The organism is Streptomyces sulphureus DSM 40104 (assembly GCF_000381025.1).
In the GTDB taxonomy this organism is placed as follows: domain Bacteria; phylum Actinomycetota; class Actinomycetes; order Streptomycetales; family Streptomycetaceae; genus Streptomyces; species Streptomyces sulphureus.
Window position 1 is genome coordinate 77155 of sequence record NZ_KB905824.1, and the last position, 20947, is coordinate 98101.

Below are 20947 nucleotides of genomic sequence, written 5' to 3' on the forward strand. Positions count from 1 at the left end.
GCTGCGGCAGGGGCTTGCTGATCCTGTCATCTGTGCGCAGCGGACGCATGCCGACATAACGTGGGCGATGCTTGTAACCGCTTTGGTGCGCGCTAAACCTCTTCGAATGTACCGCTTTGAGCTGCTGCTTTTTAACCGGGTGTGCGTTTGCTCTGGGAGTTGGGTCTGCTAGTTTCCTTCTAATCCAACTCGCACTTGTCTGTACAGGCTACCGTCAGCGGAAGCAGGAGCAGGACGTGAAGGCAGACCATAGAAGCCGTTATTTGACCGCTGCGCTCGCGGTGATCGCACTGACCGCCACCGCAACCGGCTGCGGATCAGCGCCGGACCAGGGCGCCGACAGCAAGGCGGCGAGCGCGCGTTCGGCCGCCGACTTCGGCGGCATGGACGAACTGGAGGCGGCGGCGAAGGAGGAGGGCGAGCTGAACGTCTACGCGCTCGCCCCGACCTGGGCCAACTACGGCGAGATGATCTCGGCCTTCGAGAAGAAGTACGGCATCAAGGTCAACAACGAGGACCCGGGCGGCACCAGCCAGGGCGCCCTCAACGCGGCCGCCAAGCGCAAGGGCCAGGACCGCGCCGTGGACGCGCTCGACCTGGGTACCTCCTTCATGCAGTCGGCGAAGGCGAAGAAGCTGCTCGCCCCCTACAAGGTGGCCGACTGGGAGGGGATACCCGACTCCCAGAAGCAGTCGGACGCCTCCTACCTCAACAACTACGGCGGCTACGTGTCGATCGGGTGCGACGCCGCAGCCGTCGCGAAGTGCCCCGAAACCTTCGCCGACCTGCTCAAGCCCGCCTACAAGAACAAGGTCGCCCTCAACGGCAACCCGAACGAGTCGAGTTCGGCCTTCTCCGCCGTCTTCGCCGCCTCCCTCGCCAACGGTGGCAGCTTCGACGACGTGGGCCCCGGGCTGGAGTTCTTCAAGAAGCTCAAGCAGCGCGGCAACTACGTCCCCGTCGAGTCCACCAAGGCCACCATCCAGAAGGGCGAGACGCCGATCTCGATCGACTGGGACTACCTCAACCTCGGCTACGGGGAGTCCCTCAAGCCCAAGGGCGTCGACTGGCAGGTGACCGTCCCCTCCGACGGCGAGTACTCGCAGTACTACAACCAGGGCGTCAACAAGTACGCGCCCCACCCGGCCGCCGCCCGGCTCTGGTTGGAGTTCCTGTACAGCGAGGACGGCCAGAACATCTGGCTCAAGGGCTACTCGCGGCCCGCACTGTTGGAGCAGATGGAGAAGGACGGCACCGCCGACAAGAAGACGGCGGCGAAGCTCCCCGAGGTGGACGGCACGCCTGAGTTCCCCACCCTGAAGCAGGAGGCCGAGGCCCAGCAGGCGATCAGCGACGGATGGGGAAGCGCGGTCAGCTAGCACCCGCCCTGGGCTCCGCCGCCGCCCTCCCCCTCGGCCCGGTGGAGCCTCCCGCCCCCGAGGAGACCCCGTCATGCCTGCCTCTTCCGCCCCACCAGCCACCCCGATCCTGCCGCGCGCCTACCGGCGCCTGCGGCGCATGCGTTGGCCCGCCGTCGTACCGTTCTTCGCCTTCCTCGCCGTCTGCTTCGGGATACCGGCGGGGACGCTCGCCTATCAGGCGTTCATGGTCGTCGACCCGGCGACCGGCGAGAGCAGCCCCGGCTTCGACAACGTGGGCACCGCGCTCTCCGGCGCCTACGCCACCGGGCTGCTCGGCAGCGTCCGGCTCTCGCTCCTCACCGCGGTGCTCGCCACCGTGCTCGGTGCCGTCATAGCCCAGGCGGTGGTCAACTCGCGGCGCAGCGCACTCCGGAAGGCGATCGTCTCCGCCTCCGGTGTCTTCGCCAACTTCAGCGGCGCCCCGCTCGCGTTCGCCTTCATCGCCACCCTCGGCACCACCGGCACCGTCACCCGGCTCCTGGACCTGTCGCGCACCGGCTTCAGCCTCTACACCTTCACCGGACTCGTCCTCGCGTACCTGTACTTCATGGTGCCGCTGATGGTGGTCACCATCCTGCCGGCCCTGGACGGTATCCGGACGCAGTGGCGCGAGGCCGCGGCCTCCTGCGGGGCCACCCGCGGGCAGTTCTGGCGGCATGTGGGGCTGCCGGTGCTCACCCCCTCGCTGCTCGGCGGCGCCGTGCTCATGTTCGGCACGGCCTTCGCGTCGCACGCCACCGCCGCCGTGATGACCGGCAGTTCGGTGCCGCTCATCACCATCCAGATCGCCAACGCGCTCTCCGGCAACGTGCTCGTCGGGCAGGAGAACCTCGCGCTCGCCATGAGCCTCAACATGGTCGTGATCGCGCTGCTGGTGATCGCTGTACAGATCCCGCTGCAACGACGGAGCAACCGATGGCTGGCCTGAAGACCGCAGCGCCCCCCGCACCCGCCGCCGGCGCCGAGCGCCCGGCGCCGCCCGCCCGTCCGCGCACCGCGCGCCGACGCCGCGGCGTCGGCAGCCTCTTCGTCCTCTTCCTCGCCGCGGCGTACTTCCTCGTGCCGGTGGCCGCCTCGCTCTGGTTCACCGTCGACGACGCCGGCAAGGGGATCAGCTTCGACGCCTACGCCAAGGGCCTCACCGACGACGGCCTCGCCACCAGCCTGCTCACCTCCGTACTGCTGGGCCTGGCCACGGTGGCGCTCGGGCTGCTGCTGATGGTGCCGACGCTGGTCGTGGTGGTGCTGCGGCTGCCGCGGCTGCGCCGGTTGGTGGAGGTGCTGTGCATGGTGCCGCTCATCGTGCCGCCGATCGCGCTGGTCGCCGGGGTGAGCACCGTTCTCTCCTGGGAGCAGGAGCTCGCCTCGACGCCCTTCTACCGCACCTTCCAACTCCTCCAGAACAAGGACTTCCCGCTGGTCCTGGTGCTGATCTACACCGTGATGTCGCTGCCGTTCCTCTACCGCTCGCTCGACGCCGGTCTCCGCGCCGTCGACCTGCGGACGCTGGTGGAGGCCTCGCGGAGCCTCGGCGCCTCCCGGACTGCGACGATCTATCGGGTCGTCGTGCCCAACCTGCGCTCCTCGGTCGTCAGCGGGGCCGTGCTGAGCCTTGCGATGGTGCTGGGCGAGTACACGGTGGCGACCGTGCTCGGCTTCGAGCCGTTCGCCGTCTGGATGGTGCACGTCGGCGAGTACGAGGCCCAACTCTCCGTCGCCGCAGCCATGCTCAGCCTGCTTCTCACCTGGGGCCTGCTGCTCCTGCTCACCAACATCGCCGGGGGACGAGCCCGCAACCGGAGGACCACCGCATGACCAGCAACGCGCCCATCGCCAAGGGCCGCACCGCGCCGGACGCCACCGGTGTACCCGTACGCCTGCGCGGCGTGCGCCGCGCCTTCGGGCGCACCACCGCACTCGACGGCCTCGACCTGGACTTCGCACCCGGCGAACTCGTCGCGCTCCTCGGCCCCTCGGGGTGCGGCAAGACCACCGCGCTCCGCATCCTCGCGGGCTTCGAGACCGCCGACGAGGGCGAGGTGCTGATGGACGGCGAGGACGTCGCGGACGTGCCGGCCAACCGGCGGGACATCGGGATGGTCTTCCAGTCCTACAGCCTCTTCCCGAACATGACGGCGGCCGAGAACGTCGGCTACGGGATGCGGGTGCGCGGAGCGGGCAGGCGTGAGCGGCGCGAGCGTGCCGCCGAACTCCTCGCGCTCGTCGGCCTCCCCGGACGCGAGGGGCACTACCCGCACCAGCTCTCCGGCGGCCAGCAGCAGCGCGTGGCGCTGGCCCGCGCGCTCGCCGTGGAGCCGCGGGTGCTCCTCTTCGACGAGCCGCTCTCGGCGCTCGACGCCAAGGTCAGGCTCCAACTGCGCGAGGAGATCCGGCGCATCCAGCTCGAGTCCGGGATCACCACCGTCTTCGTCACCCACGACCAGGAGGAGGCGCTCTCGCTCGCCGACCGGGTCGCGGTGATGCGGGACGGGCGGCTCGAACAGTGCGCGCCGCCCGCCGAGTTGTACGCGCGCCCTGCGACGCCGTTCGTCGCCGAGTTCGTCGGGACGATGAACCGGATACCCGGCACCGTGCGCGACGGCGGGGAGGTGGAGGCGCTGGGGCGCCGGCTGCCGGTGCACGGGTCGGCGCCTGCCGAGGGCACCGAGGTGGACGTACTGCTGCGGCCGGAGGAGCTCGCCGTACGGGCGGCCGAGGACGGCACCGCGACCGTGCAGGTCGCGACCTTCCTCGGCGGCCTCACCCGGCTCGGCCTGCGGACCGAAGCCGGTCTCGAGGTGAAGGCCGACCTGCCCAGCCGGGAGGCGGCGGCGCTGGCGCCCGGGGCCCGGTGCACGCTCGTCCCGCACGACGGCGCGGTGCTGGTCGCCGATCGGTCCGCCGCCGGGTGACCGGGCGACCGCCCGGCCGACGGTTCAGGGGCGTTCGACCTTCGCACCCAGCTCGACGAGCTTCTCCTGGAAGTTCTCGTAGCCGCGGTTGATGAGCTCGATGCCGTGGACCCGGGAGGTCCCCTCGGCCGCGAGCGCGGCGATGAGGTACGAGAAGCCGCCGCGGAGGTCGGGGATGACGAGGTCGGAGCCCTGGAGGCGGGTGGGGCCCGAAACCACGGCGGAGTGCAGGAAGTTGCGCTGGCCGAAGCGGCAGGGCATGCCGCCGAGGCACTCGCGGTAGAGCTGGATGTGCGCGCCCATCTGGTTGAGCGCCGAGGTGAAGCCGAGCCGGGACTCGTAGACGGTCTCGTGGACGATGGAGAGCCCCGACGCCTGGGTGAGGGCGACGACGAGCGGCTGCTGCCAGTCGGTCTGGAAGCCGGGGTGCACGTCGGTCTCGAGCGCGATGGCGTTGAGCGGGCCGCCCGGGTGCCAGAAGCGGATGCCCTCGTCGTCGATCCGGAAGGCGCCGCCGACTTTCCGGTAGGTGTTGAGGAAGGTCATCATCGACTGCTGCTGGGCGCCGTGCACGTAGACGCTGCCCTCGGTGGCGAGCGCGGCGCTCGCCCAGGAGGCGGCCTCCAGGCGGTCGGGGAGGGCGCGGTGGGTGTAGCCGTCGAGGCGGTCGACGCCTGTGACGCGGATGGTGCGGTCGGTGTCCATCGAGATGATGGCGCCCATCTTCTGCAGGACGCAGATGAGGTCCTCGATCTCGGGCTCGACCGCCGCGTTGGAGAGCACCGTGACGCCCTCGGCGAGCACTGCCGTCAGCAGGACCTGCTCGGTGGAGCCGACCGACGGGTAGGGCAGCTCGATCTTGGTGCCGCGCAGGCGCTGCGGTGCCTCGAGGTACTGGCCGTCTGCGCGCTTCTCGATCGTCGCGCCGAACTGGCGAAGGACATCGAAGTGGAAGTCGACGGGGCGGCCCCCGATGTCGCAGCCGCCGAGCCCGGGGATGAAGGCGTGGCCGAGGCGGTGGAGGAGCGGCCCGCAGAAGAGGATCGGGATGCGGGAGGACCCGGCGTGCGCGTCGATGTCGGCGACGTTCGCCGACTCGACGTGCGACGGGTCGAGGACGAGCTCGCCCGGCTCCTCGCCGGAGAGCACGGTGACGCCGTGGAGCTGGAGAAGGCCGCGGACCACGCGGACGTCCCTGATGTCGGGGACGTTGCGCAGCCGGCTCGGCCCGCTGCCGAGCAGCGCTGCGACCATCGCCTTCGGCACGAGGTTCTTCGCGCCTCGGACACGGATCTCGCCCTCCAGCGGCGCACCGCCGTGGACGAGCAGGACATCGGCAGGGCTGGTCATGGATCTCCGCGTTCCTGTGGCTGGTTGGGCAGTGGCGTGCTGGTTCGGGGCTGCTCGGCGGTTCTCGGCTCGGGCGGGCGGCCGGTGGCGCCGTGCACCGGGGCGGGCCCGAGCCAAAACGTCATCGTAATCCGGTTGATGCCGCGCTGCGTACGCCCGTGCGGTAGGGGGAAGGCGGCGAGGAGTCGTCAACACTCTTAGTGTGCACGGGTTTACATACGGCTTCCGGGGTCGCAGAGTTGTTCGCCCCGATCCGGCGGTTGCCTCCCGCGGGGCGCCCGGGTGCGGGATCATTGGCCCATGACCGAGGCGTCCTCGCTCACCGGCCGGCTCCTTGTGGCCACGCCGGCGCTCGCCGACCCGAACTTCGACCGGGCCGTAGTCCTCCTCCTCGACCACGACGAGGAGGGCTCGCTCGGCGTGGTCCTCAACCGGCCGACCCCTGTCGACGTCGGCGAGATCCTCCGGCCGTGGGCCGCGCTCGCGGGGGAGCCCGGCGTCGTCTTCCACGGCGGCCCCGTCTCGCTCGACGCCGCGTTGGGGGTGGCCGTCGTGCCCTTCGGCGGCGGCCGGGAGCGGAGCGCGGAGCCGCCGGACGCCGGCGCGGCGGACGAGGAGGCCGCCGACGGAGTCGCGGGCGACGGGCCGCTGGGGTGGCGGCGGGTGCACGGGGCGATCGGTCTCGTGGACCTGGAGGCGCCGCCCGAGCTGCTCGCCGCCGAGCTGGGCTCGTTGCGGATCTTCGCGGGGTACGCCGGCTGGGGTCCGGGCCAGTTGGAGAACGAACTCGGCGACGGCGCCTGGTACGTCGTCGACTCCGAGCCGGGGGACGTCTCCTCGCCCGCGCCCGAGGGGCTGTGGCGCTCGGTGCTGCGGCGGCAGCGGGGCGAGCTGGCGATGGTCGCCACGTATCCGGACGACCCCTCGCTCAACTGACGTTCGAAGGTGAACCGGTCGGCCGGGCCGGTGTGACGCGCCGCACGCGGGCGCGGTCGACCGCGTCGCGGCGCAGCCGTCCGCGCGTGCCCCACGGCTGCTTGTGCCTTGAGTACCCTTGGATCGCATGAGCACTTTTGAGTCTGAACCCGAGCGCGGGACGGGCACCGGCACTCTCGTCGAGCCGACCCCGCAGACCTCGCACGGAGACGGCGACCACGAGCGGTTCGCCCACTATGTCCAGAAGGACAAGATCATGTCGAGCGCGATGGAGGGCACCCCCGTCGTCGCGCTCTGCGGAAAGGTCTGGGTGCCGGGCCGCGACCCGAAGAAGTACCCGGTCTGTCCGATGTGCAAGGAGATCTACGAGACGATGGGCGCCGACGGCGGCAAGGGCGACAAGGGCGGCAAGGGCGACGGCAAGAAATAGCCGGGTGCTCCGCGCTCGGCGGAGGCCCGTCCCTTGAGACCGGTTCGCAAAGGCTCGGCGGTGCGCCGCGCTCCCTCTGTGCGAGGGATGCGCGGCGCACCGTTTTTTGTGTGCCTCGGCAATTCGGTGTGCGAACTCCCGTGCATGCGTGTGGAGTTCGGACGGTTCACGGATTGGTCGAGACCTCTTGTGGGGGTCGGCTGCTCGCCCTAGCCTCCTGCGGGAGTTGTGCGGTGCGAAACACGCATTGCACTGTGTGCAATGCCTGGGCTTGGGGGTCTCGCCGTGAAGGTGTCCGCGCGTATCGCCGTGTGTGCGGCGACGGTTGGTATGGCAGGCGTGGCGGTCGCGGGATGCGCGCCGTCCACCTCTACGGAGGACTCGGGGAAGGACGAGAAGACCGGGACGGTGCGGGTCTGGCTCTTCAAGGAGGTCGGCAACGCGCCGAAGCAGCGGGTTGTCGACGGCGTCGTCGAGCGCTTCGAGAAGAAGCACAAGGGCGTCACGGTGGACGTGCGGTACATCCCGATCGACTCCAGGGCCGAGCGGATCAAGGGCGCCTTCAACGACCGCGGTTCGGCCCCCGACGTCATCGAGTACGGCAACACCGACACTGCCGGCTACGTCGCGGACGGCGGACTCGCCGACGTCAGCGAGGAGTTCAAGAGCTGGCCGGCCGCGGACGACATCGACGCCACGGCGAAGAAGTCGGTCACATACGACGGCAGGACCTACGGCGCGCCGCTCTTCGTCGGCGTCCGGGCGCTGTACTACCGCACCGACGTCTTCGAGGAGCTCGGTCTGAAGCCCCCGAAGACGCTCGGCCAACTCACCGAGACCGCGCGGCAGATCCGCAAGGAGCGCCCGAAGCTCTACGGCCTCGCCGTCGGCGGCGCCTACACCTACGGCGCCATGCCGTTCATCTGGGCCAAGGGCGGCGACCTCGCAGACGAGCGCGGCGGCGAGTACGCGGCGGCGCTCGACAGCCCCGAGGCGAAGAAGGGCATCAAGGCGTACACGGACCTGCTCGACGACAGCAACTGCCCGCCCGCACGCTGCTCCCAGTGGGGCGGCAACGAGACGGTCGAGGCGTTCGCGGGCGGGCGCGCCGGCATGGCGATCGCGGGCGACTTCAACCGGCAGGCGATGGAGGACGGCGAGGTCAAGGGCGACTACGGGGTCGTCCCGCTGCCGGGCGAGAAGAGCGGCGAGATCGCGCCGGCCTTCGCGGGCGGCAACAACGTCGGCGTCCTGAAGTCGAGTTCCCACCGGACGCTCGCCGTCGAGCTGATGAAGGAGCTAGCGGGGAAGCGGGCGCAGGAGGAGCTCTTCGACGCCATGGGATTCCTGCCGACGTTCACCGACACGCGGCGCAAGGTGGCGGAACGTGAGCCGTTCGTGAAGCCGTTCGTCGAAACCCTCGACGCGGGCACCGAGTTCGTGCCCGTCAGCCCCGCCTGGGGCGAGATCGACGCCTCGCTCGTCCTCCCCGGGATGTTCCAGGAGATCGCGGGCGGCAAGAAGAACGTCGACGCCGCCGCGGAGGACGCGGCGAAGAAGATGGACAAGGTCTACGTGAAGTGAGCCTCCTCGCCGCCCCGCCGGGCAACGGTGCGGGCGGCGGCGGGCGCTCCCGTCGCCGCGCACGCCCCGCCTCGCTCCAGGGCCACCGCTGGACGCCCTGGCTCTACCTCGCGCCCGCGCTCCTCGTCCTCGCCGGGCTCCTCGCCTACCCCATCTACCAGTTGGGGCTCCTCTCGCTGCTGGAGTACACCCAGGCACAGGTGAGCGGCGGCGAACCGGCGACCTTCCGGGGGCTCGGCAACTACGCCGAGCTCTTCTCCGACCCGCAGTTCTGGGACGTCCTGCTGGCGACCGTCGTCTTCGCCGGGGCCTGCGTCCTCGGGACGATGGCGGTCGGCTGCGCGCTCGCCGTCCTGCTGACGCGTGTCCGGGCCGTGCCGCGGCTGCTCCTCATGCTCGCCGCGACGGGGGCCTGGGCGACGCCCGCGATGACCGGGTCCACGGTCTGGGTCTTCCTTTTCGACCCCGACTTCGGGCCCGTCAACCGGGTGTTGGGGCTCGGCGACCACTCCTGGACGTACGGCCGGATGTCGGCCTTTGCGGTCGTCCTCATGGAGGTCGTCTGGTGTTCCTTCCCGCTGGTGATGACGACCGTCTACGCCGGGATACGCGCGATCCCCTCCGAGGTGCTGGAAGCGGCCGAGCTCGACGGGGCCTCGCTCTGGCGGACCTGGCGGAGCGTGATGGCGCCGATGCTGCGGCCGATCCTCGTCGTGGTGGTGATCCAGTCGATCATCTGGGACTTCAAGATCTTCACGCAGATCTACGTGATGACGGGTGGGGGAGGCGACGCGGGGCAGAACCTGGTGCTCAACGTCTACGCCTACCAGAAGGCGTTCTCCTCCTCGCAGTACAGCCTCGGTTCGGCGATCGGCATCGTGATGCTGCTGATCCTGCTCGCCGTGGTCCTCGTCTACCTGCGGCTGCTGCGACGCGGAGGTGAGGAGCTGTGACGGCGGTGCCGAGCGGGCCCGTACGGGGGCGGCGGGGGCTGCGGAAGCCGCGGCGCGCGCTCGCCGAGGCGGTCGCCGTGGTCGTCGCGGTGCTGGTGGCGTTCCCGCTCTACTGGATGGTGCTCTCCGCGTTCAAGCCGGCCGGCGAGGTCCGCTCCGACCGGCCGCTGCCCTGGACGCTGGAGCCCACCCTCGACTCGTTCCGGCGCGTCTTCGAACAGCAGGATTTCGGGCGGTACTTCCTCAACAGCCTCGCCGTCGCGGGCACCGTCGTGCTCGCCTCGGCGCTGATCGCCTTCCTCGCGGCCGTCGCCGTCGTCCGGTTCCGGTTCCGGCTGCGGACGTCGGTGCTCGTGATGTTCCTCGTCGCGCAGATGGTGCCGATCGAGGCGCTGACGATCCCGATGTTCTTCCTCATGCGCGACCTCGGGGTGCTCAACTCGCTCTTCTCGCTGATCATTCCGCACCTCGCCTTCTCGCTCCCCTTCGCCGTCTGGATGCTGCGCGGGTTCGTCAAGGCGGTGCCCGAGGCGCTGGAGGAGCAGGCGTTCATCGACGGGGCGAGCCGCGCGAGGTTCCTCTGGCAGATCCTCTTCCCGCTGGTGTTGCCCGGGCTCGTCGCCACCTCGGTCTTCTCCTTCATCTCCACCTGGAACGATTTCCTCTTCGCGAAATCCTTCATCATCAGCGCCACCGAAAACTCGACGCTGCCGATGGCGCTCCTCGTCTTCTTCGACAACGAGACCCCCGACTGGGGCGGCGTGATGGCCGGTTCGACGGTAATGACGCTGCCGGTGCTGCTCTTCTTCGTGCTCGTGCACCGGCGTCTCGTCTCGGGGTTGGGGGGCGCCGTGAAGTGAGGATCGTGTGAGAAGTGGGCGCCGGGCGCGGGAAAGTCGTGTGGAAACCCGCGGCGTGAGCCGGGGGTTCGTCCGCCCGAGGCGCCCGGTTCCTCCGCAGTTCCCCGTCGCAGACCGCATATCCGCCACCCGATGCGAAAGGCAGGACGCCATGGGCGATCCGACCGGCCTGATACCCGCCCCGCTCTCCGTCCGCACCGAGTCCGGGCACTTCCCGCTCACTTCCGAGACGCTGCTCCACGCCGGCCCGGGCGCCGAGCGCGCCGCCCGCCGCCTCCGCGCCGAGCTGAGCCCGCCCACCGGCCTACCGCTGCCGCCCGCCCCCGAGCCGGTCGACGGCGCGCTCTGCCTCCTCCTCGACCCCGGACTGCACCAACGCCTGGGCGACGAGGGGTACCTGCTCGACGTCACGCCCGAGCGCGCCACCCTCACCGCCGCCGCCGAGCCGGGCCTCCACTGGGCCGTACAGACCCTCCGCCAGCTCCTCGGCCCCGCCGCGTACCGCCGCGCACCGCTCCCCGGCGGACCCGACTGGTCACTCCCCGCGCTCCACCTCGCCGACGCGCCCCGCTTCCGCTGGCGCGGCCTGATGCTCGACGTCGCCCGGCACTTCATGCCGAAGGACGGCGTCCTGCGCGTCCTCGACCTCCTCGCGGCGCACAAGCTCAACGTCCTCCACTTCCACCTCACCGACGACCAGGGCTGGCGGATCGAGGTCCGCGGCAAGCCCCGCCTCACCGAGGTGGCCTCCTGGCGGGAGCGCAGCCGCCTCGGCCACCGCGCCTCCCCGCTCTGGGACCCGCGTCCGCACGGGGGTTACTACACGCAGGAGGACCTGCGCGAGATCGTCGCGTACGCGGCGGAGCGGCAGATCACCGTCGTGCCCGAGATCGACATCCCCGGCCACTCGCAGGCCGCGATCGCCGCCTACCCGGAGCTCGGCAACCGCGACGCGGGCGTCGACACCGCGGAGTTGGGCGTCTGGACGGACTGGGGGATCAGCACACACCTCCTGGCGCCCTCCGAGGAGGTGCTGCGGTTCTACGAGGAGGTGCTGGAGGAGGTGCTGGAGATCTTCCCCTCGCCCTACGTCCACCTCGGCGGAGACGAGTGCCCCAAGGACGAGTGGCGCGCCTCCCCTTCGGCGCAGGCACGCCTCGCCGAGCTCGGTCTTCCCGACGAGAACGCCCTCCAGGCGTGGATGCTCCGGCACTTCGGGGAGTGGCTCGCCGCCAGGGGCCGCCGCCTCGTCGGTTGGGACGAGATCCTCCAGGGCGAAGGCGAGGACGCCGACCCGCGCACGGCAGCGGGCGCCGTCGTCCCCGACGCCCGGCCGTCCTCCGCCTCCCCGCTCCGCGCGGACGGGCCGAGCGGGGAGGCGTACGCACCCGTCCTCGCGGACCTTCCCGACGGCGCCGCCGTCTCCTCGTGGCGCGGGTACGCGGGCGGCGTCGCGGCTGCGCGTGCGGGGCACGACGTCGTCATCTGCCCCGAGCAGCAGGTCTACTTCGACCACCGGCAGGACGCGGGCGAGGACGAGCCGGTGCCGATCGGTTACGTGCGCACCCTCGCCGACGTCTACCGGTTCGAGCCCGTGCCCCCGGAGCTGGCGGGGACGGAGCTCGCGGCGCGGGTGCTGGGGACGCAGGCCACCATGTGGGCGGAGTGCACCGAGACGCCGCAGCGCGTCGACTACCAGCTCTTCCCGCGGCTCGTCGCGCTGGCGGAGGTCGCCTGGTCGCAGCTCCCGGCGCCGGGGCAGCGCGACGTCGAGGGGTTCGAGCGCCGCATGGAGCGCGCGCACTACCCGCGGCTCGACGCGATGGGCGTGAACTACCGCCCGCCGTCCGGGCCTTACCCCTGGCAGCGTCGTCCCGGCGTGCTCGGACGCCCGATCGACGGAGCACCCCCGATCGTGTGAGCGCCGCCCGTGCGTGCGCATCGCGGCGGCGCTCCGCGGTGCGCACGCGCTCGGCCGCGCGTGCGAAGCCCCGGTCCCCGTCGGCCGGTTCGCCGCCGTCGCCGCCTTCCCCGAGTGCACTTCACGGTCGATAGCGGCTCTTCTTCCCAATAGGCCCTCTTCGGGACACAATCGCCCGTCCCGGACCCTCGTGTGGACAGCCCGCCGGGATATGCCAGAGTTGCCACCGCCGGGCCGTGAGCACGTACCGTACGGTCAGTGCGGCCGGGGAGGTCGGGGAGCCCCGGCCTGCTCCGAGCGGTCCGGGGATGGCCGGGGAAGACCGGGGAAGGGGCGCTGGATTGAGCACGCACGTACGGCATCCGCTGCACGGCGAGCAGGCTGTGCCGTCTGTCATGCTGCCCACCACGCTCGACGAGGCCGTCTCGGCGCTCACCGCCGTCCCCGCGGCCGTGCCCGTGGCCGGAGGCACCGACCTCATGGCCGACGTCAACGCAGGCCAACTCCGCCCCGCCGCCCTCGTCGGCCTCGGCCGCGTCGGCGGTATCCGCGGCTGGGAGTACCAGGACGGGCACGCGGTACTCGGCGCGGGGCTCACCCACGCGCGCATGTGCCGACCCGACTTCGCAGCCCTCATCCCCGGGCTCGCCGCCGCGGCCCGCGTCGCGGGCCCGCCGCAGGTGCGGAACGCCGGCACGCTCGGCGGCAACGTCGTCACCGGCGCACCGACGGGCGACGCGCTGCCGGTCCTCGCCGCGCTGGAGGCGACGCTGTCCATCGCCGGCCCCGGGGGCGCGCATCGCGAGGTGCCGGTGAGCCATCTCCTCGCCGGCGTCGAGATGTTGCAGCCGGGCGAACTCGTCGGCCATGTAAGGGTTCCGCTGCTGCACGCGCCGCAGACCTTCCTCAAGGCGACGGGGCGTACGGGACCCGGCCGCGCGCTCGCCTCGGTCGCCGTCGTGCTCGACCCGGTGCGCCGCGGGGTGCGGTGCGCGGTGGGCGCCGTCGCGCCGATGCCGCTGCGCCCGCTGGAAGCGGAGCGCTGGATCGCCTCGCTCATCGACTGGGAGGGCGGACGCGGCCTCCCCGAGGGCGCGTTGACGGCGTTCGGGGAGTACGTCGCCATGGCGTGCATCCCCGACCCGCCTGCCGAGGAGGCCGAGGGCGAGCCCCCCGTACTTCCGCCCGCGGCGCTGCACTTGCGGCGTACGGTGGCCACACTGTCCCGTCGGGGACTCGGGAGAGCACTCGCATGAGCAACGAGAACGACCACGACAGCACAGGTGCGGGCGGCGAGGCGGAGCACGGCGGATGGCAGGCCCCGCCTCCGCCCCACACCCCGTACGAGCAGCAGACGCCCCCGAGTTGGGGCCCCGGCGAGGACTCGGACGCGACGGCCTTCGTGCAACTCCCTCCCGACCTGGGCGCCTACCAGGCCGACCCGTCCGCGTCGGCCGGCGGCCCGGGCACCCCGCTCGCCGCGCCCGGCACCGGCACCGGCGGATACACCCCGCCCACGATCGACCCGGCGGGCCCGATGACGCCGGCCGCCTCCACCGACCCGTCGGCGACGGGGCAGTGGGTACTGCCGTACGCGGCCGAGGTGCCGGGCGGCGAGGCCGAGGCGCGCACGCACCCGTACGGGGGCCACGATGGCGCGCCGGAGGCGCCGCCCCACCCCGGCGCGTACGCGGGCGGCCCCGGGTACGGGCCGTACGCTGCCCAACCCCCTGGCGTCGAGGGCCGGTTCGGCGGTACACCGGTCGACTCCGGCGTGCCGCCCGTGCAGGCGCAGCAGTGGCACGACGCCCCGGGTGCGGCCGCGTACCCGGAGGCCGAGCCGGATTCCGCTTCCGGGCACGGGCCCTCGGGCCAGGGTGCCGCGGCGGCGCTCGCGGGGTCGCACGAGGCCCGCAGCCGGCGTCCGCTCGGCGCGGGCGGTGGCGCGGCCGAGGGGCACGCGGCCCACGCGGAGGGCGGTTCGCCCGGCGCGCAGCCCGGTGGCGCACCGCAGGGGACGGGTGCGTACGGCGCGCCCGTAGGGCCCGGTGTGTCCAACATGCCTGTGGAGCCGGCCGGTTGGCCCTCGCGGACGGGACCGGACGGGACCGTGGCGCCGCCGTCGGGCGGGGCCGGCATCCCGGCCGACGGGGGCACGGCCGCTTCCGGGCAGGCGTCCGGCGCCGAGGAGCCGGAAGGCGCGGGGCCCGGGGACGAGACGCCGCACGCGGGCGGGAGCGCGGAGCCGCCCGCGACGGGACCCGGCGCGGGGCCGGACACGGGTGCCGTACCGGAACCCGACGCGGGTGCCGTACCGCGACCCGATGCGGGCGACGCACCGCGACCCGGTGCGGGTGCCGTACCGCGACCCGGCGCCGGCGACGCACCGGAGCCCGATGCGGACGACGTACCGGAACCCGATGCCGGCGACGCACCGGAACCCGACGCGGCCGACGGGGCGGAAGCGGCCGACGTCCCGGACGTCGAGGCCCCGTCCGAAGCGCTGGTGGACAGCGAACACCCGCACGTCTCCTACGCGTTGCGCGTCAACGGCGTCGACCGACCGGTCACCGATTCGTGGATCGGCGAGTCCCTGCTCTACGTGCTCCGCGAGCGGCTCGGCCTCGCCGGGGCCAAGGACGGCTGTGCGCAGGGGGAGTGCGGCGCATGCTCGGTACAGGTCGACGGGCGGCTCGTCGCCTCGTGCCTGGTGCCCGCCGCCACGGCTGCCGGGAGCGAGGTGCGCACCGTCGAGGGGCTCGCCTCCGAGGGCACCCCTTCCGACGTCCAGCGCGCCCTCGCCGAGGGCGGGTTCGTCCAGTGCGGCTTCTGCGTCCCCGGGCTGGCGATGACCGTCCACGACCTGCTGGAGGGGAACCACCGCCCCAGCGAGCTGGAGGTCAGGCAGGCGATCTGCGGCAACCTCTGCCGCTGCTCCGGCTACCGCGGCATCCTCGACGCGGTCGGCCGCGTCGTCGCCGAGCGCGCCCACGCGGGCGAGGAGGACGAGGGCGCGGAGGGCGAGGGCGCGCCCGAGGCGCAGGCCGAGCGCGAGGCACCGCCCGTCGCGCAGATCCCGCAGCCGCAGCAGCCCGAACCCCCGGCGCACCAGGGCCAGTTCGTCCCCCCGCAGACGGGCGAGCACCCGGGCGGCGTGCCGCACGGACAGGGGCCGCACATCCCGCACCAGGCGCCCCCCGGCGCCGGCGGTGCCCACCCCGGCCCCCACGACCAGGGCGGCCGGCAGTGACGTCCGCGCCCGGCACCCCGCGCGCGCACCGCCCGTGCGCGCGCCATCTCCGCGCCGCGGCCCGCGGCCGGCACAGCACCCTCCCGCCCACGCTCAGGAAGGCGGTGGCATGACGGACATGGCCGAGACGCGCAGTAACCGAGCCACCCGGACGGGCGGCCCCGTCGCCGCGGACGCCGCCCCCGAAGAGGACCTCGCCGCACACGGGTTGGGCGCCTCCCTCACCCCCGAGGACGCGCCGGCCAAGGTGACCGGCACCTTCCCCTACGCCGCTGACCTGTGGGCCGAGGGCCTGCTGTGGGCTGCCGTGCACCGGTCGCCTTACCCCAGGGCGCGGATCGTCTCGATCGACACCGAGCAGGCCGAGGCGATGCCCGGTGTCCTCGCCGTCGTCACACACCGTGACATCCCGGGCGAGGAGTCCTTCGGGCGGAAGGTCGCCGACCAACCGGTCTTCGCGCGCGAGGAGGTGCGCTACCACGGGGAGCCGATCGCGGCCGTCGCCGCCGACCACCCGGACACGGCGCGCCTCGCCGCCGCAGCCGTCGCGGTCGAGTACGAGGTGCTCGACGCGCTCACCGACCCGCAGGAGTCGTTCGAGAGCGAGCCGCTCCACCCGGACGGCAACGTCGTGCGCCACATCCCGCTGCGGTACGGCGACCCGTCCGTCTCCGGCGAGGTGATGGTCGAGGGGATGTACCGCATCGGGCGGCAGGACCCGGCGCCCGTGGGGGCCGAGTCGGCGCTTGCGGTGCCGCGTCCGGACGGCGGTGTGGAGATCTACACGGCCTCCACCGACCCGCACACCGATCGCGACCTTGCCGCCGCCTGCTTCGGGCTCCCGCCGGAGCAGGTCAAGATCGTCGTCACCGGGGTGCCCGGGTCGCTCGGGGACCGTGAGGACGTCGCGCTCCAGGTGCCGCTCGGGCTGCTGGCGATGCGCACGGGGTGCCCCGTCAAGATCGCCGTCACGCGCGAGGAGTCCTTCCTCGGGCATCCGCACCGCCATCCGACGCTGCTGCGGTACCGCCACCACGCCGACGCCGAGGGCAAGTTGCTCAAGGTCGAGGCCCAGATCCTCATGGACGCCGGCGCCTACGCCGACACCTCGTCCGACGCGCTCGCCGCGGCCGTCTCCTTCGCGGCGGGGCCCTACGTCGTGCCGCACGCCGTCGTCGACGGCTGGATGGTGCGTACCAACAACCCGCCCGCGGGGCACCTCCGCGGCGAGGGCGCGATGCAGGTCTGCGCTGCCCACGAGGCCCAGATGGACAGCCTCGCCGCCAAGTTGGGGATCGACCCCGCCGAGCTGCGCAAGCGCAACGTCCTCGCCACCGGTGACCTCCTTCCCACGGGGCAGACCGTCACCTGCCCCGCCCCCGTCGAGGAGCTCCTCGACGCGGTGCGCGAGGCGCCGCTGCCTCCGCTCCCCAAAGAGGGGCCGCAGCACCAGTGGCTCCTTCCCGGCGGCCCCGGCGGCGCGGGGGAGCCCGCGGCGGTGCGTCGCGGCGTCGGCTACGCGCTCGGCATGGTGCACATGCTCGGCGCCGAGGGCGCGGACGAGGTCTCCACGGCGACGGTGAAGGTGAGCGGCCCCACGGCGACCGTGCTGTGCGCGGCGGCCGACTCGGGCCAGGGGTTCACCACGCTGGCGCGGCAGATCGTCCAGGAGACCCTCGGTATCGACGAGGTCCACGTCGTACCGGTCGACACCGACCAGCCCTCGGCGGGGCCCGCGATGCGCGGACGGCACACCTGGGTCTCGGGCGGTGCCGTCGAGCGCGCGGCGAAGATGGTGCGCACACAGCTACTCCAGCCGCTCGCGGCGAAGTTCGGGATGTCGACCGAGCTGCTCTCCATCGCCGACGGCAAGATCACCTCGTACGACGGCGTCCTCTCCACGACCGTCGTCGAGGCGCTGGAGGACAAGGAGCTCTGGGCGACGGCGCAGTGCAGGCCGCACCCCACCGAGCCGCTCGACGAGACGGGCCAGGGCGACGCGTTCGTCGGTCTCGCCTTCGCAGCGATGCGCGCCGTGGTCGACGTCGACATCGAGCTGGGCACGGTGCGCGTCGTGGAGGTCGCCGTGGCGCAGGACGTCGGACGGGTTCTCAACCCGCGGCAGTTGAGAGCGCGGATCGAGGCCGGTGTCACGCAGGGGGTCGGTGCGGCGCTCAGCGAGCACCTGCGCGTCGCCGGCGGCATGGTCCGCCACCCCGATCTGCGCACCTACGCGCTCCCCACCGCGCTCGACGCACCCGAGGTGCGCATCGTCAAGCTCGTCGAGGAGCGCGACGTGGTGGCGCCGTTCGGCGCGAAGGCCGCGTCCGGTGTACCGGTCGTCGTCGCGCCCGCCGCCGTGGCCTCCGCCGTGCGCGCGGCGACGGGGCGTCCCGCCAATCGGCTGCCGATCCGGCCGCAGGCGGCTGCGGTGGGGTCGCAGTAGCGGCGGTGAAACGGGCGTCCGGCGGGGGGAGTTGGCGTCGCCGGGGTTGAGCAGGCCGGCGGCGGGTCGTTGGCGGACGTTCTTGTGTGTGCCTGCTTCGCAAGGTGCGGGTGTCGGGGGCTGCGGCGCCGTCTCGCTCCGGGCAGCGCGCCAGGGCGAGACGGCTGGCTTGTTCGGTGTGAACCGGGCCTGCGTGACGGCCGGTTCGGCAGCGGTCTTCTCCGGCGGTGAGTCAAGAGGCGCCCGATCGTGGTGAAGCGTCGGGAGGCGCTGCGTCGGTTCCGTGCGGCGTGAACTCGGTCCGGGAGGTGGCCTGTTCGGCAGCCGGTTCTGTGGCGCACGTGTCCTTTGGTCCCGGCCGGTTCGGCAGCGTCTGCGGGGTGACGCGCTCTGGTGCGCCTGGCCGCGGTGACCTCCACCGGCGCGAACCAGCCCTGTAGTACGTGGTTTCGACGCCGGCGACCACGGCCGACGCGTCCTTCCCCCTCGGTACAGGCTGCTCGGAATGCCGAGCGGAAAGCACGGATGGCGGCGATTCGCGTCAGCAACGGAAAAGTGGCGCGGAAGACTCTGACGCAGAGGCGCATGCGTACGACTGGTCGAAGTCTGCTCAGGCACGCGATTGCGCGATTGCGACGCGGCGCTGACACATCTGATACGGCCTCGCCCTAGCGTCTTACGCGTCGGCCCGAAGAGGGCTGCCGGGGCCGCCCGGTCCCGATCGCGAACGAGAGCGAAGAGGTGTTGCAATGGCTCGACGACTCACGAAGGGTCTCGCCACGACCGTGGCGACCGCAGGACTCGTCCTCTCCCCGGCCCTCGCCGGCGCTGCCGGCGCCTCGCCGTCCGGCGCGTCCGCCCCGTCCGCGGGGACGGCCGCCGCGTGCGCGCCCGAGGCGTGCTGGGACAAGGGAGGCACCTTCTGGACGAAGACGAACTGTCAGAAGGACGGCAGGGACGCGGTGCGGGCGAGCGCCAAGTGGACCGCCTACACGTGCAAGCAGAGCTTGTCGAACTGGAAGTACACCCTCTACCTCAAGCCGCGCTACTGAAACGTCCGCGGCCCGATCTCGTCCGACACGGGGGAGCGGACGAACACTGCGCCCCGTCGTCCCGGTGCCCGAGCACCGGGACGACGGGGCGCACCGCCCTTCCGACACCGCCCGACCGCACCAGGCCCCGCCGCTCTCGGACCAAGGCCCCAGTGATGTTCCGTCGCTCGGCTGGTCCCCGGACGAGCGGTGAGGCTTACGGTGCCCGCATGAGTGCATCCGACAAGCCGCAGGACACGGACCCCGGTGAGCCCCCGACCGGAGCCGCCGGCGCCGGACGGGCCCCGGCGGAGGCCGTCACCGTGCGGGCGACGGCCGGGGAGACGGGCAACATGCTTGCGCCCGGAGCCGGTTCGCGCCCGCCCGTCGAGCCGGAGCCCGCCGGCTCGGTGCTGCGTCCGCCGTACCGGGCGCTGAGCCTCGGCATCGTCTCCGTCGTCCTGCTCGTCGCCTTCGAGGCGACGGCGGTCGGTACGGCCATGCCCGTCGCGGCGCAGGAGCTCGACGGGGTGCCGCTCTACGCCTACGCCTTCTCCGCGTTCTTCACCACCTCGCTCGTCGGCATGGTCGTCTCGGGGCAGTGGTGCGACCGGCGGGGGCCGCTGGCCCCGCTGGGCACCGGCATCGTCGCCTTCGCCGCCGGGCTGCTGCTGGCGGGGACGGCCGGGTCGATGTGGACGCTCGTCTTCGCGCGCGCCGTGCAGGGGATCGGTGGCGGCCTGGTGATCGTCGCGCTCTACGTCGTGGTCTCGCGCGCCTATCCCGAGGCGTTGCGCCCGAAGATCCTCGCCGCCTTCTCCGCCGCCTGGGTCCTGCCCTCGGCCGTCGGCCCGCTCATCGCGGGCACGGTCACCGAACACCTCGGCTGGCGCTGGGTGTTCCTCGGCATCCCCGCACTGGTGCTGCTGCCGCTCGCGGCGATGCTGCCCCCGCTGCGTCGCGCCGCCTCGGGCCCGCCGGAGGGCGCGGAGGCACCGGGCCCCTGGGACGTGCGGAGGACGAGGCTCGCGCTGGGGGTCGCCGCGGGAGCGGGCCTGTTGCAGTACGCGGGGCAGGAGTTGCGCTGGTTCTCGCTGGTGCCCGCGGTCGTCGGCGCCGGGCTGCTGGTGCCGGCCGCGCTGGCGCTGCTGCCGCGCGGAACCTACCGCGCCGCGCGCGGGCTGCCCGCCGTCATCCTGCTCCGCGGGGTCGCGGCGAGTGCGTACGTGGTGGCCGAGAGCTTCGTCCCGCTGATGCTCGTCACCCAGCGGGGGCTCTCCGTGACGCTCGCCGGGCTCACCCTCGCCGCCGGCGGGGCGGCCTGGGCGCTCGGCTCCTACCTCCAGGCGCGGTCCCGACTGGAGCCGTACCGGGCGCAGTTGGTGCGGCTGGGCATGGTGTTCGTCGCGCTCTCCATCGTCTACGTGCCGCTGGTGCTCGTCGAGTCGGTGCCGGTGTGGACGCTCGCGCTGACGATGGCGCTCGGCTGCTTCGGCATGGGCCTCGTCATCTCCTCGATGAGCGTGCTGCTCCTGCGGCTCTCCCCGCCGGCGGAGGCGGGACGCAACTCCTCGGCCCTCCAGGTCTCCGACAGCCTCAGCACCGTCGTCCTCCTCGCCTGCACCGGCGCCGTCTTCGCCGCGCTCGGCGGCGGCACGACGGGCGCCGCGCACACGGGCGCGACGGCGGAACAGGCGGCGGGCGGCGGCGCCTTCGTCGGCGTCTACGCGGTGGCGGCGGCGGTCGCGGTGCTGGGGGTGGCGGTCGCGGGACGGGTGCTGGGGAGCACGCCCGCCCAGAAGAGCCCGTGACCGTCCGGTGCCCGCACCCCAAAATCCGCTTATGGTTCCGGC

The 20947-nt window shown here is 72.7% G+C and carries 16 protein-coding genes; 15 read left to right on the forward strand and 1 reads right to left on the reverse strand.

Annotation, left to right across the window (positions count from 1 at the left end; translation table 11 throughout):
* Window positions 1-236 precede the first annotated feature (236 nt).
* From F603_RS0126625 to F603_RS0126640, 4 genes are all read left to right on the forward strand, one after another.
* Complete coding sequence (locus F603_RS0126625) at window positions 237-1379, forward strand: ABC transporter substrate-binding protein (RefSeq protein WP_026328737.1); 1143 nt, start codon at window positions 237-239, stop codon at window positions 1377-1379.
* Between the two features lie 73 nt (window positions 1380-1452).
* On the forward strand, window positions 1453-2349 hold the full coding sequence (locus F603_RS0126630) for an ABC transporter permease (protein WP_019548990.1): 897 nt from the start codon (window positions 1453-1455) through the stop codon (window positions 2347-2349).
* On the forward strand, window positions 2337-3236 hold the full coding sequence (locus tag F603_RS0126635) for an ABC transporter permease (protein WP_019548991.1): 900 nt from the start codon (window positions 2337-2339) through the stop codon (window positions 3234-3236). The genes F603_RS0126630 and F603_RS0126635 overlap by 13 nt, the downstream gene beginning before the upstream one ends.
* Window positions 3233-4333, forward strand: coding sequence for an ABC transporter ATP-binding protein (locus F603_RS0126640; protein WP_019548992.1), 1101 nt, complete (start codon window positions 3233-3235; stop codon window positions 4331-4333). The genes F603_RS0126635 and F603_RS0126640 overlap by 4 nt, the downstream gene beginning before the upstream one ends.
* A gap of 24 nt (window positions 4334-4357) precedes the next feature.
* On the opposite strand, the gene murA is transcribed toward F603_RS0126640, so the two are convergent.
* Window positions 4358-5683: a UDP-N-acetylglucosamine 1-carboxyvinyltransferase gene (gene murA / locus F603_RS0126645; protein ID WP_016908413.1), complete on the reverse strand. Its 1326-nt coding sequence runs from the start codon at window positions 5681-5683 to the stop codon at window positions 4358-4360.
* Window positions 5684-5983: 300 nt separating this feature from the next.
* Here murA and F603_RS0126650 point away from each other — a divergent pair, with 300 nt between their 5' ends.
* From F603_RS0126650 to F603_RS0126700, 11 genes are all read left to right on the forward strand, one after another.
* The gene (locus F603_RS0126650) at window positions 5984-6619 is read left to right on the forward strand and encodes a YqgE/AlgH family protein (RefSeq protein WP_019548993.1); all 636 of its coding nucleotides are present in this window, start codon (window positions 5984-5986) and stop codon (window positions 6617-6619) included.
* Between the two features lie 127 nt (window positions 6620-6746).
* A complete protein-coding gene (locus F603_RS0126655; protein ID WP_019548994.1) occupies window positions 6747-7049 on the forward strand; it encodes a DUF3039 domain-containing protein in 303 nt (100 codons plus the stop codon).
* A gap of 285 nt (window positions 7050-7334) precedes the next feature.
* Window positions 7335-8633, forward strand: a complete 1299-nt coding sequence (locus tag F603_RS0126660; RefSeq protein WP_026328738.1) for an extracellular solute-binding protein — start codon at window positions 7335-7337, stop codon at window positions 8631-8633.
* Window positions 8630-9586, forward strand: coding sequence for a carbohydrate ABC transporter permease (locus F603_RS0126665; RefSeq protein ID WP_019548996.1), 957 nt, complete (start codon window positions 8630-8632; stop codon window positions 9584-9586). The genes F603_RS0126660 and F603_RS0126665 overlap by 4 nt, the downstream gene beginning before the upstream one ends.
* Entirely contained in the window at window positions 9583-10446 is an 864-nt protein-coding gene (locus F603_RS0126670) for a carbohydrate ABC transporter permease (protein WP_019548997.1), read from the forward strand. The genes F603_RS0126665 and F603_RS0126670 overlap by 4 nt, the downstream gene beginning before the upstream one ends.
* Window positions 10447-10597: 151 nt before the next feature.
* The gene (locus F603_RS0126675) at window positions 10598-12367 is read left to right on the forward strand and encodes a beta-N-acetylhexosaminidase (RefSeq protein ID WP_019548998.1); all 1770 of its coding nucleotides are present in this window, start codon (window positions 10598-10600) and stop codon (window positions 12365-12367) included.
* Between the two features lie 308 nt (window positions 12368-12675).
* Entirely contained in the window at window positions 12676-13623 is a 948-nt protein-coding gene (locus tag F603_RS0126680) for an FAD binding domain-containing protein (protein WP_425427023.1), read from the forward strand.
* Window positions 13620-15617 (forward strand): 2Fe-2S iron-sulfur cluster-binding protein, encoded by a 1998-nt coding sequence (locus F603_RS36320; protein WP_019549000.1) that lies wholly within the window; start codon window positions 13620-13622, stop codon window positions 15615-15617. Before F603_RS0126680 ends, F603_RS36320 begins: the two co-directional genes overlap by 4 nt.
* A 109-nt stretch (window positions 15618-15726) precedes the next feature.
* Window positions 15727-18063, forward strand: a complete 2337-nt coding sequence (locus F603_RS0126690) for a xanthine dehydrogenase family protein molybdopterin-binding subunit (RefSeq protein WP_019549001.1) — start codon at window positions 15727-15729, stop codon at window positions 18061-18063.
* A gap of 749 nt (window positions 18064-18812) precedes the next feature.
* Window positions 18813-19115 (forward strand): hypothetical protein, encoded by a 303-nt coding sequence (locus F603_RS33025; RefSeq protein ID WP_019549002.1) that lies wholly within the window; start codon window positions 18813-18815, stop codon window positions 19113-19115.
* Window positions 19116-19324: 209 nt separating this feature from the next.
* Window positions 19325-20905 carry an MFS transporter gene (locus F603_RS0126700; protein ID WP_019549003.1) on the forward strand — a complete coding sequence of 527 codons (1581 nt, stop codon included), beginning with the start codon at window positions 19325-19327 and terminating at the stop codon, window positions 20903-20905.
* Window positions 20906-20947 lie beyond the last annotated feature (42 nt).